This is a genomic window from Gordonia sp. PvP123, assembly GCF_040547295.1.
Lineage (GTDB): Bacteria > Actinomycetota > Actinomycetes > Mycobacteriales > Mycobacteriaceae > Gordonia > Gordonia terrae.
Window position 1 is genome coordinate 1 of sequence record NZ_JBEPPN010000024.1, and the last position, 11791, is coordinate 11791.

General features: G+C 59.3%; 13 protein-coding genes. 2 read left to right on the top strand and 11 right to left on the bottom strand.

What is annotated here, in order from left to right; translation table 11 throughout:
• Positions 1 to 66: 66 nt before the first annotated feature.
• Positions 67 to 381: an integrase core domain-containing protein gene (locus ABIC25_RS24695; RefSeq protein WP_307814826.1), complete on the top strand. Its 315-nt coding sequence runs from the start codon at positions 67 to 69 to the stop codon at positions 379 to 381.
• A gap of 119 nt (positions 382 to 500) precedes the next feature.
• Here the strand turns inward: ABIC25_RS24695 and ABIC25_RS24700 are convergent, their stop codons facing one another.
• From ABIC25_RS24700 to ABIC25_RS24745, 10 genes are read right to left on the bottom strand one after another with little or no spacing between them, the layout of a single operon-like run.
• On the bottom strand, positions 501 to 2141 hold the full coding sequence (locus ABIC25_RS24700) for a long-chain fatty acid--CoA ligase (RefSeq protein ID WP_014928958.1): 1641 nt from the start codon (positions 2139 to 2141) through the stop codon (positions 501 to 503).
• 29 nt (positions 2142 to 2170) lie between these two features.
• The gene (locus tag ABIC25_RS24705; protein ID WP_223258800.1) at positions 2171 to 2899 is read right to left on the bottom strand and encodes a hypothetical protein; all 729 of its coding nucleotides are present in this window, start codon (positions 2897 to 2899) and stop codon (positions 2171 to 2173) included.
• Positions 2900 to 2905: 6 nt separating this feature from the next.
• Complete coding sequence (locus ABIC25_RS24710; protein ID WP_004023297.1) at positions 2906 to 3862, bottom strand: MlaD family protein; 957 nt, start codon at positions 3860 to 3862, stop codon at positions 2906 to 2908.
• Positions 3859 to 4902: an MlaD family protein gene (locus tag ABIC25_RS24715; protein ID WP_004023296.1), complete on the bottom strand. Its 1044-nt coding sequence runs from the start codon at positions 4900 to 4902 to the stop codon at positions 3859 to 3861. The genes ABIC25_RS24710 and ABIC25_RS24715 overlap by 4 nt, the downstream gene beginning before the upstream one ends.
• The gene (locus ABIC25_RS24720) at positions 4899 to 5960 is read right to left on the bottom strand and encodes an MlaD family protein (protein WP_004023295.1); all 1062 of its coding nucleotides are present in this window, start codon (positions 5958 to 5960) and stop codon (positions 4899 to 4901) included. The genes ABIC25_RS24715 and ABIC25_RS24720 overlap by 4 nt, the downstream gene beginning before the upstream one ends.
• Entirely contained in the window at positions 5954 to 6949 is a 996-nt protein-coding gene (locus tag ABIC25_RS24725; protein ID WP_004023294.1) for an MlaD family protein, read from the bottom strand. Before ABIC25_RS24725 ends, ABIC25_RS24720 begins: the two co-directional genes overlap by 7 nt.
• Positions 6946 to 7959, bottom strand: a complete 1014-nt coding sequence (locus ABIC25_RS24730) for an MlaD family protein (protein WP_004023293.1) — start codon at positions 7957 to 7959, stop codon at positions 6946 to 6948. Before ABIC25_RS24730 ends, ABIC25_RS24725 begins: the two co-directional genes overlap by 4 nt.
• A complete protein-coding gene (locus ABIC25_RS24735) occupies positions 7956 to 8993 on the bottom strand; it encodes an MlaD family protein (protein WP_004023292.1) in 1038 nt (345 codons plus the stop codon). Before ABIC25_RS24735 ends, ABIC25_RS24730 begins: the two co-directional genes overlap by 4 nt.
• Before the next feature lie 8 nt (positions 8994 to 9001).
• Positions 9002 to 9865 carry an ABC transporter permease gene (locus ABIC25_RS24740; protein ID WP_014928961.1) on the bottom strand — a complete coding sequence of 288 codons (864 nt, stop codon included), beginning with the start codon at positions 9863 to 9865 and terminating at the stop codon, positions 9002 to 9004.
• A 10-nt stretch (positions 9866 to 9875) separates the two neighbouring features.
• Positions 9876 to 10610: an MlaE family ABC transporter permease gene (locus ABIC25_RS24745; protein WP_033206584.1), complete on the bottom strand. Its 735-nt coding sequence runs from the start codon at positions 10608 to 10610 to the stop codon at positions 9876 to 9878.
• Positions 10611 to 10868: 258 nt separating this feature from the next.
• Between ABIC25_RS24745 and ABIC25_RS24750 the strand changes: the two genes are divergently transcribed.
• The gene (locus ABIC25_RS24750) at positions 10869 to 11345 is read left to right on the top strand and encodes a PaaI family thioesterase (protein ID WP_004023289.1); all 477 of its coding nucleotides are present in this window, start codon (positions 10869 to 10871) and stop codon (positions 11343 to 11345) included.
• Between the two features lie 135 nt (positions 11346 to 11480).
• On the opposite strand, the gene ABIC25_RS24755 is transcribed toward ABIC25_RS24750, so the two are convergent.
• Positions 11481 to 11612: a hypothetical protein gene (locus ABIC25_RS24755; RefSeq protein ID WP_257881396.1), complete on the bottom strand. Its 132-nt coding sequence runs from the start codon at positions 11610 to 11612 to the stop codon at positions 11481 to 11483.
• Positions 11613 to 11791 lie beyond the last annotated feature (179 nt).

Here is an 11791-nt window from a genome sequence, read left to right on the forward strand (position 1 = left end):
AAGTCCTTGGATGGAAAACTCCCGCCGAAGTCTTTGGCGAACAACTACACTCGCTACAACAACCCAGTGTTGCATCGACCGATTGAACGCGCCCAATTCCGATCGCGAAAATTCGTACACGCCTTGAACACTCATGGACTCACGGGGTCGATGGGCAAAGTCGGAGCGTGCGGGGACAACGCAGCGATGGAGAGTTTCTTCGCACTCCTGCAACGCAACGTGCTCGACCGCCAACGCTGGGACACCCGCGAGCAGCTTCGGATCGCGATCGTCACCTGGATCGAACGGACCTACCGCCGCCGGCGCCGGCAAGCCCGCCTCGGTCGGTTGACGCCTGTCGAGTTCGAAGCAATGATCAACACCGCCGCTGCCGCGGCATGACACCCAAACTGTCACCTATCCGTGCAGCAGTCCCCATCGGCAAATGCATTGCTTCTATAGAAGTGTGCCCACCGAACGCTGACGACGTTCGGTGGGCACACTTGCGCCCTATAGCGGCGCTAATTCGATACAACCGGCAGCTCGCCCTGCTCATGCTTCGCGCGTAACACCTTCTTATCGAACTTGCCCACGCTCGTACGCGGTACCTGCTCCACGAACGTCCAGTTCTTCGGGATCCACCAGTGTGGGATCTCCTCCGGGCAATTTCTTAGGCACCACTCGTGAAGCGTGTCAGCCGACACCTTGCGACCCGGTACCGGAACCACCACGGCGAGAGCTGTTTCCTGCCACCGGGGGTCGGGCATCGCGACAACCGCGGCCTCGGCGACATCTGGGTGCGACATGATCCAGTTCTCGAGCTCCACTGACGAGATCCATTCGCCCCCTGACTTGATGACGTCCTTGGACCTGTCGGTCAGCGTCAGGTACCCGTCCGGGCTGATGTGTCCCACGTCTCCGGTCCGCAACCAGCCATCCCGAAACCTCTCGGCGTCCTCGAGCCGGTAGTAGCTGCCTGTGACCCACGGACCCCGCACTTCGAGTTCGCCGACGGACTTGTCGTCACGGGGAACCGGCAGGCCGCCCTCGTCGATGAGGCGCATCTCCACCCCGCAAATTGCCCGTCCCTGTCGCTTGCGGTACGACATTTCCTTTGTGGGGCTGATCCCGGCGGGAGGCCGACTTACCGCTGCAAGCGGGGACGTCTCAGTCATGCCCCACGCCTGGATAATCTGTACGCCGAAGCGGTCCGCAAACCCTTCGATCAACGACTGCGGGACAGGAGCTCCACCACAGGCGACAAGGTCGATTGATGACAAGTCGACACCCGGATTCGCGATACCGTACTGAAGAAGATCGTTCCAGATTGTCGGTACTGCTCCTGCCTTCGTGGGGCGATGCTGTTGGATCAAGTCGGCGAGCGGCGCCGCTTGAAGGTATCGATCAGGCATGAGCAAGTCCGCGCCGGCCATCAGCGACGCGTAGGGCAGACCCCAGGCGCTGGCATGAAACATCGGCACGACGGGAAGTACACGATCGGCTTCTGCGATCGCCAGAGCGTTACCAGTACACGCTGCAATGGAGTGCAGAAACACCGAGCGATGACTGTAGACGACCCCCTTGGGATCGCCTGTAGTGCCGCTCGTGTAACACATACCCGCAGCCGACCGCTCGTCGGGATCGACCCAAGAGAACATTGGTGATTCTGCTGCGAGCGCGTCATGGTATCGCATCACGGTCACGCCGTGGCCGTCGAGCGGGGAGGTGTCGCCGTCGCCGGTAACGAACACAACCCGAACCGTCGCCAAGCCCGGTAAGACCGCCGCCAACAACGGCACCAGCGACCCGTCCACAATGATGACCTTGTCTTCGGCGTGGTTCGCGATGAACTGCAGCTGAGCCGGTGACAACCGGATGTTCAGCGTATGCAGCACCGCGCCCATCGCGGGTACCGCAGCGTACGCTTCGAGGTGCTCCTGGTTGTTCCACAGCATGGTTGCCACGCGGTCGTCGCCGACCACGCCGACCCGGCGCAGAGCATTCGCCAGACGTGCGCATCGCTCTTCGAGATCGCCGTAGGTTGCGTACCGGGCAGAGTCGCTCGCGGAATAAGTAATCACCTGCCTATCAGTATGATTGGTTGCGACGTGACGCAGTATCGATGACACTGTCATCGGCACCTCCTGCATGGTGCTTTTCATCAAATTCTCCTTTCGCGGCGGACGCTGGATCATTCGGCAGGTCCGTAATCCTGGATCTGCCAGCCGTTCTCGGTCTTCAGCACGACTACTTTCAACAGTGTGGGGAGTTCGCTCGGCTGAGGGTTCTGAACATTCTGGGTCTTCTGGGTGGCGAAGACCAGCACCGTGTATTCCCCCCGGTTCTCGCTGGCGCTGCCGGTGACACTGGTCGCCAGTACGCGTCCCGACGCTTGGACCTTGGCCTGTTCCATGATTTGGGTCAGGGTGGGTTCGACATCGTCGTATCGCTTGACCAACGCATCGCTGGCATTCTCTTTCACTTCGGTAAAGAATGCGCCGGTGTTTTGGTAGCTGTAGGTGAGCGACTTTGTGGTGTAGTCCGATGCTGCCTGCGCTGCCTGCGCTCGTTGTGTGGCAGCGTTCTCCGCGGACGTCTTTGCTTCCCTCATGTCAATGTAGAGGTAAGCAAAGAGGCCGGCCAGCACCGCGAGTGCCACCACGAAAGCGCCGGCGGCCACCGCCTGGACGCGTGCTGATCTCCATCGGTGCCTGGCATCGGACGTCGGGGGGCTTGCCTCGTCCGGGGCGGGACCGTCTTGGGACGTCGCAGATTCTGTAGCACCAGTGGCGTCGCTGCGATCTGCTTTGTCGGAAGCCGCAGTCAGCTTATCCTCAGCGCTGCTGTCCTTGGATTCTGGTCCGTTGTCTTGTGCCGTCATTTGCTGCCTTCTGTGAATGCTGGTGTAGGAGGTATCCATCGGGCGTCAGCGAGGTGATGGCGTGACGGCGATCGGAATCTGCGCCTGCCCCCGATGTGACGCTGGGAATGTTCGAGCCAGAAGATCACCGATCGATCCGAAGTCGATGTATGTGTCTGCGACTTTCGCCGTCGCCGGCTTCACCGCGCGGGTAATGGCGACAATATCGGGCTGGAGTATCTGGATGTAGCCGCTGAGCTTTTCCACTAGCTTCAGGATCGGTGGCCATTTGTCGTAGGACGTAGAAGTGAAAACGATGAACGCACGTTGGATCCTCGCCAAACCGTCGACGGCATCCGGGGTCCGGACCGACGCGGTGCTGAGCACACCGCCCACGTTCGACATAAGGCCCAGGAGGAACTCGGCATTGTCCGCAGTGGTACGGACGGCACCGTCGTCACCGACGAAGTCCACGAGGCGGTGCATCATGTCTCCGATCGTGTCGAGGTCCTTTTGCCGGCCGTCGACTGCCGCCGAGATCGTTTCGTTGATGGACTGAATCGATGCTGGATCGAGCGCGTCCGCCACTGCCGACATTTTCGGGAGCACCTGGGGAACGGATTGCGACACGCGGATGGCGCCGGCGGGCACTAGGTCCCCACTACGCAAGTACTCACTGGTGGTTGTGCCCGGTGGGATGAAATTGATGTATTGTTCTCCCGCGACCGAGAGGTTCTGAATCGTCATGACACTGCCGCGAGGAATCTTATAGTCGGAGTCGATGGACATGTCGACGGCGAGCTGATTACCTGTGACGCGAATAGATGTCACTTTTCCCACCGGCACCCCCTCTAACATTACCGGTGATGTGTCTAGAAGGCCGCCCGAGCTCTCGAGTATGGCCGAGATCGCGTAGTCGGTGCGGAACGGGTTTACCCGTGCCACGTCGATGATCAAGTATGTCGCTCCGACGAGGAGAACGAGGACAAGGGCAACCAGCGATACGAGGGTGCTGCGGATCATGGCATCATTCCGATCGCTCGCAAGACGGTTATGAACGACTCGGCATCACGCCGCGCCAGTTCTCGGCCATCGATAGACACATCGGAGACGTTGATATCTGGCGAGCTGACGAATGGGATGAGCCTTTCGCGTATTACACGAGCCGCCTTGTCGGAAACATCCTTGGAGTAGATGTCCGAGTACGCGATGGACGCGACCACTGGCGCGATCGCGCCCACCGTTTCCTTGATGCGGGAATACTCAGGGTCGACGATACGGCCTGCGGATACCGCGAAGTCGCGCAGATTAGCGATGAGTAGCGCTACGTCAATTAGCGAGTAGCCCAGACCATAAAAGTTCACTCCCCCCTTGGTCAACATTCGGTCTGTACCTGACGGGTCGGCCAGGATCACTTTGAGTGTGCGATCGGCTGACTGCAGGATTACGTCGAGTTTGTCGGTGTTGGCAGACACCTCAGACACGGTGCGCAAGGTCGTGCGGTAGAGCGCATCGAACTGGGCGGGGTCACTCGGAAAAGTCGAGTTCAGCGTCGATATCGCGGTATGGATTTTATCGAGTTCACCCCCGCCCAATACGTTAGCCATACCCCGCATCACGTCCTCGACGTTGGCAGCCGGTTCGGTGCGTGAGAGAGGTATTACCGATCCCGCGCGCAGCAAGCCTTGGGTGGACTGCTGTGCAGGGGGAAGGATGGCCACATAAATCTCGCCCAGGAGAGTGTCTTGGCGGAGTTCCGCGCGCGAATCTTCCGGCAGCTGGGCGTCTTTATCAATTCGGGCAGCAACCAGCGCGTGGCCTCCGTCGTAAGCGACGCTGGTGACGGCACCGACGTCAATCCCTCGAGAGAGGACTTTGGCACGGGCAGGCAAGTTCAGAGCACTCGTGAACTCGATCTCGATGTCGTAGCCGTCTCGGGCGGATGATCCACCGATGGTCGGCGGGTTGTCAGCACTGATGCTGCAGGCGGCGAGGGCGATAGTCGCTACGAACAGCGTCACGATCGCGGCCGTGACACGACGAAGGTAGCCGTAGATCATCATCGAGGTTGCCCTCCGATCAAGTTGGCGATCGTCGCCGCTTCGTTACCCGTCGCGCAAACGTCCTTGACGGAAGGAGGAGCGCACGCGTTCTTGAGGGCCTGCAGTGGTACAGATATTGCGAATGCCCGCAGGATCGACTTCGCATCTGGATGCTCAACGATGAGGTCAGCTGTTCGAGCGGCGACGGACGCAAGTATGTTTTCTTGCTTGCCCGCTTGCGAGAGGAGGGGAACCGCAGCATCTCCAAGTGAGAAAATAGGTGGCCCGAAGTCAGACGATAGGCGCGACAGGATAGGGACGAAGGTGCCTGCGTACTCTGTTGCGGCGCCGAATGTTTGACCGAAAGCAACAATCACCTCAATTGCGCCTACGAAGTTGTCGAATAGCTGGGTCACCTCAGTACTGTTTTCGGTGGCAACACCGGTTAAGGTGGCGAGATTGGCTACAATCCTGCGTATCTGGCTATCACGCCGGGTCGGATCGTTGATTAGCGTGGCCGAGTCCTGGAGAATGCCGGATATATCACCCTGGGTCCCTTCCATGTTTTTCGAGACGAGTGTAAGTGCCTGAAGAATCGCATCCGTGTTACGTCCGTCGTCCTTGACGAGTTCGTCTGAAAGAGTGCTGATCGCGTCGAGCGTTTGACTAATCCCCAGTGGAGTCCTGGTCTTTTCCAGTGGGATACACTCAGCCGACTTGTAATATTCTCCGCCACGATAGGGATGGGTGAACTCGATTTGTCTTTCGGTGACAATCGAGGTGGACACCAGGGTCGCACCCACATCTGCGGGAAGCGGCACGGTCTTGTCGATCCGCATATCGACACGCACACCTTTCTGTCCCTCCTCGTGAATGCCTACGACCCTGCCCACCTTCTTGCCGAGCATCGCGACGGAATTGCCTTCGTACAGACCTGATGCGTCAGAAAACTCCGCACATAGTGATCGCGTGTCGTCGTCGGCTGTCGCATAGTCGATTCCGACGCCGCCGATCACTACTGCCAGTGTGACAATGGTGGCGATCGGGATCAGATGCCGACGCATCCGCTCCGTCAACATTTGTTATCACCAATCGGGATACAGACGCGGACGGTCGGTTCAGGACTCGCAGGTCCGACCTGCGGAGCATTGAGGAGAATGCTCAGTCTTCTGGTGATCTGATCGACCTGGGCCAGCGCGTCTTGGTAGGCGGGCATCTGGGCCGACACCTTGTTTAGAAGGATCTTAAACTGCTGTACCGATGGTTCTATACCGTCGCGGTACGCGACAAGCGGCCGGGTCAGCAACTTAAAAAGACGACGTAGATAATCGAACCCGCTCTGGACGTTGGCGATGTCTGGTCCAAGGGTGCGGGCAAGGAAGCTGAGCTGGCGTAGGAAGTCCACGAGTACCTGCTTGCGGTTTGCGAGGGCAGCGACATACTCGTCGGACAAAGCCACCGTCTTGTCGAGTTGTGCGTACTGACGCTCCAGCAAGTCCATCAGGCTGCTCGCGTTTTGCAGGGCATCAGGGATATTGGTGTTTCCGTCGGAAAAGGCATCCTGTAGCAACGCCGCCGTGCGCCGTAGATCAACACCACGCACGTCACGGAACACCGGTGTAGATGTCTCCAGGGTGCTGGAAATATCATAGGTGCTGCCTGTCTGCACCAGTGGGATCGCGCCGTCAATGGCCGACGGGCCTGAACCTGGGTCGAGGTCCAATACACGTCCACCGATAGGGGTGAGGAGACGGACGTTCGCCGTCGCGTCCGACCGAACGGCAATCGAGTCATCCAGCCGGAACCGCACGGTGATGAACGTTCCGGTCAGGTCGACCGACGCTACCTTGCCTTTCCTGATCCCGGCGATACGTACCTGGTCGCCAGCTTCCAATCCGCCGGTATTGACTAACTCCGCGCTGTAGATAGTTTGTCCGGGCGGCGAGATATACACAGCTCCGGCGGCGACGAGACCGGCCACCGTGACCATCGTTACGACCCCCGCCAGGATGAGGTCCCGCCGACGCTGCGGGCGGTGATGCGGACGCTTGCCGAAGAAACGGGTCACTGGCACACCACCAGTCGTTGACCCATCAGGGCGATCTGCACTGTTCTCGGTAGGTCGAGCACCCCTCGGGCACACCCTGCCGCCGAGGGCGGGGGAGTCGCGTTGGATGTTGCGGCCAGGGCGTCCAGGAGCGGCTTCAGGAGAACGGCACCATTCAGTAGGCCTTCTGTATCCCCTGGCTCCCGCACTAATCTCTGAAAGATAGCCGCGAAGCTGGTGTCGTAGGTCGACTCGATCTGCTCACCGGCGAGTACAGTCTTTGCCATCGAACGGTTGACCTCTCGCAGCGAGGCCCGCAGTCGATCGCTCACGCGGCTGAACGCATCGACGATTGACCCCAATTTGTCTATCAACTCAACCAGTTCAGCGGAGCGCCCCATCAACTGGTCGGACACCTGCCCCAGGCTCGTCACAATATTGGTGATGATCTCTGAACGCTGGTTCCCGTAATCAGTGATGTTCGCGACTTGCTTCATGACTGGTGCGATACCTCGACCGTCTCCCTGGGCAACCCGTAGAAGGTTCGACTGAAGCTCGTTGATTTCCGCAGTATTCAATGTATCGAATACTGGTTTGAAACTGTTGAATAGTGTCGATACGTCGAAGGACGGGACGGTCTTCTCGAGTGCCACCTGTGTGATCGAGTCCTGGTCGGCGCCTTGTCCGGCATTGATGAGTTCCACATACCGCTGCCCCAGCAGATTTTGGTAACGCACAGCGGCAGTCGTCGCGGGGGTAATCGCGACACCGTCATCCAGTTGGAAACGGACGATCGCTGTTGAGCCCTCGAGATCGACAGCCGTTACATATCCCACTTTCACTCCAGCGAGTCGTACCCCGTCGCGGGGCTTGAGTCCGGAAGCGTCGGCAAACACCGCGGAACGCTGCGAACTGGGTGACCCTTCGTTGGTCGGCTGCAGAATCGCGATGATGACATATGAAAGGACTCCGATGAGAGCGATGAAAGCGACGATTTTAATGATTGTGGGTGTTAGCGACCTCAGAGTCATCGCGTGGCACCCCCCATTCTCAATGCGCCTTGTAGGGCAGGCGACGTCTGGACCACCAGTGCTAGCTGGAGCTGGACCCGTTCGTTGAATTTCGGCAAGGCTTTGTCGATGCCATCGAGGATCTGCGGGATCGTGTACACCGTGCGAACTAGCCCCGAGGCGGATCTGGCGACGGGCCGCGCTAGGTCAAGGCCGACGTCTAACAGCGAACTCAGGGCTGGGTAATTCTTATCGAGCAGGCCGCCGAGCCCACCGAAAAGAACCTTTCCCGTGTCGCCGAGATTACTCTTCGTGCGGTCGATGTTTTGTTGGGTGGCGAAAAAGTCAGCGATATCGACGTTCTTCAAGACGCCAGGGACAAACGGCGTCATGAAGTCGGCGACTCCGGTGGACAGGTTAGCCGCAATTCCTAGGTCCTCCCCGACCGGCCGTTTCTGGACATCTCGCGTGAGTTGCGCAATCTGGAGAACGAGTCTTCCGCTATCAGCCATTGCCTGCGAGTCCTCAACGATGAACCTCACTACCGCTTCAAATGAGGGCTGGTCCAGTGCCTCGACCAGCGTGGAGATCTTGCGAACAAGCGTTGACACCGAGGTCTGTTCAGATTGCAACCTGCTCACGTAGACACTCCCGCCGGAACCGATGGGTGGTCCTTGTCCAGGATCTACGATCTCCAGTGCAGTTGGTCCCAATGCGTTTGACGAGGTGTAGTTCACCGTCATGCCCTGGCGGAGAACTAGGTCGTTACCGGAACCGGTGAGGTTGATTTTGACCGCCGCGCCACGGTCTCGAACCGCGATGCTCGAGACCTCCCCCACGGTGAACCCAAGGTACTTCACATCCGATCCCCCCTTCAATCCGTCGCCTATCGCGTCGGTGTTGATGGTCAACGACGTGTGATCGCTGAAGTCGCCGTTAGCGTCACTTATCAGTAAGTAGGCAGCTATCGCGCCGAGGATCAATAGGGCGACCCCCCGAAGGGCCAGGTTCCCGTGCGACGGCTCGCGTCCGGACGGATCATGAAAGACAGCCACTGAACCCCCTACCCTGAAATCCGTACGCCGGAATCGAATCCCCACATCAGAAGGGTCAAGATCATGTCCTCCACGACGATGACTATGAGGCTCGTGCGGATCGCTCGACCGGACGCTCGACCCACCCCCTCAGCTCCGCCTGTGGCGAAGTAGCCCTGATAGCTATGGATAATCACTACAGAAATGACAAATACAAGAACTTTGATAAGCGAGAAGGCAAGATCCTGAGGTTTGAGGAACTGGTCGAAATAGAAATCGTAAGTGCCGCCGGATTGGCCGTGAACTTGTGTGACGACGAGTTTGGCGGCCCCGAATCCGAGAATAAGCGCGACGATGTACAAAGGAATCACGGTCGTGATCGACGCAACTACGCGAGTGCTGACGACGAATGGAATAGGACGTACCGCCATAGCCTCGAGAGCGTCGATCTCCTCGGAAATGCGCATCGAGCCGATCTCAGCTGTCAACCGGCAGCCGGCTTGTGCTGCGAACCCGATCGCCGCGATCATTGGCGCAAGCTCTCGGGTGTTGGCATAGGAAGAGATGAACCCCGTCAGTGAACCCATCCCTACGAGGTCCAGAGAGGCGTAACCCTGGATACCGATTGAGGCGCCGACGGCGATGCCGAGGATGGCGAGGACGATGGCCGTTCCACCACCGACCAAGACTGCACCTCTACCCCAGGCGAATTCTTGTATGTAGAGCAGGGTTTGGCGTCGGTAGGTGGTGATCACATGGCGGATGCCGAGGACCGCGGCGATCACAAAGGTCGCGACGTGCCCCAAGCGTTCAGGTACGTGTACAACTGGCGCGATCACGGCTTCGACAGGGCGGGTGGCGGCGGAGAACCTCCGGGAGGGAACGGTGGTCACGAGGCGTTTCTCATCCAATAGTTTGGGGGACGAACATGGTTGTTAATTGCGTGATAAAGACATTGATCACGAAGCATGCGACGACGCCCAGTACTACGGTGGCATTTACTGAGGTTGCGACGCCTTTAGGGCCGCCTTTCGTCGACAGGCCGCGGTGACAAGCAATCGTCACCACTACAAGTCCGAACACAAGCGATTTGCATAGAGCGACAACGATGTCTGTTATCGATGCGAACGAAGCGAACGAGGCGACGTAGCTGCCTGGTGTGATGCCTTGGACGTCGACGCTGATGGCGTAGCCCGCCAGCAGCCCGGTGAAGACGATTAGCATGCAGAGCAGCGGCGCGGTGATCAACACAGATACGAACCGGGGCGCTACGACTCGCCTGATCGGATTGAGTCCGAGTGTCTCCATGGCAGCAATTTCTTCGCGAATCGTTCGAGCACCCAAATCAGAGGCAATCGCTGATCCGGCCGCGCCCCCGAGTAGGAGGGCGGTAACGATGGGCGCTCCCTGTTGAATAATCCCGAGGCCACCAGCGGCGCCAGCTATTGACGTGGCCCCAACTTGCTGAGTGAGGCTACCCACCTGTACTGACACGATGACACCGAATGGCACAGCTACGAGAATCGCCGGCAGAGTTGTCACGACGATGACGAACCAGGTCTGCGATACGGCTTCGCGAAACGGAAATCGTCCTGTAGCAATGTCTACTGCTACCCACCGCAGGGCCTGACCAGCCAAGCCGACGGTGTTACCAAAAGTGGCAGCGCCGTCTAGCAGACGGTTGACGCCTGTGCCGGTGGTGATGGCCATCTCCCCCCCTAGTGCGCGTGGTGTGCGCCACTCCATTCGCGTGTGCGTAATGGACAGTATCAGGTACTGGCAGTATTACCTATAGTGGTGAGCACAGACCGTGTTCGGGACCGGTTCCCACACCTCATCGATCCCCCCGCACCCTGTTGCGTAGGTGGCGGGCTGAGTTAAGGACAACGATCAGAGATGACCCCCGAAGCAAGACTGCCGGCACACTCGTCCCAGTGCATGGGCTGCGGAAGCAGCAACCCCCACGGACTTCAACTTGAGGTCTACCGGAGCGGCGAGCGGGTGTACGCCGATCACACCTTCGACGAGAAACACCTCGGCGCGCCCGGGTTGGCGCACGGTGGCGCGATCTCGGCCGCCTGCGACGACATCATGGGTTTCACCCTGTGGATCGCGCGGACCCCCGCGGTGACCCGCACCCTGACCGTCGAATACCGCCGGCCGGTCCCGCTGCACACTCCCATACGTCTCACTGCCTGGATTGACCACGAGTCGGATCGCCTACTGCACATCGCGGCCGCCGGATCGTTCGATGAGCAAACGTACTTCACCTCTAGCGGTGTTTTCGTCAAGGTCGACGTTGCTCACTTTCGACGTTATGCCGACGTATCAACAATCGATGACTTCTTCGCCAACTTCACGCGGTCAGACTGACGCCGCACGCGTCTCCGTTCTGCGCGCCGCCAACTCTGCGAGGTACGCGACCACGTTCGGCGATCCACCGCCAGCGGTCAGGCTGCGACGGTCAACAGGGCTGGAACTGCAAACGCTCGGCCTTCCACTGCCGGTTCAGTAGCGACAGGAAAACAACACCGCAAGGACCGGCTTGACCGCGAGGGTCAGGCCGAGCGGATTGCCCGCCCACCAGTCGCGGCGCTGCAGCATCAGGCTCGTACACAGCGGCTGAACCATAACGGTCACCGGCAGCACTGTTCTCACAGGATTGGAGGGGAGGGCGGCGAGCTCCCTCGAATGTGCAGCTCTCTTCCTTCCGTCCTGGCTACAGTTGAACCGCCCCGGGTCTGTCGGAGGCTCTCGAACCTGTGAAGGATGGAGAGCATGGCAGCACCACGCAAGTACAGTGAGGAACTCAAGGACCG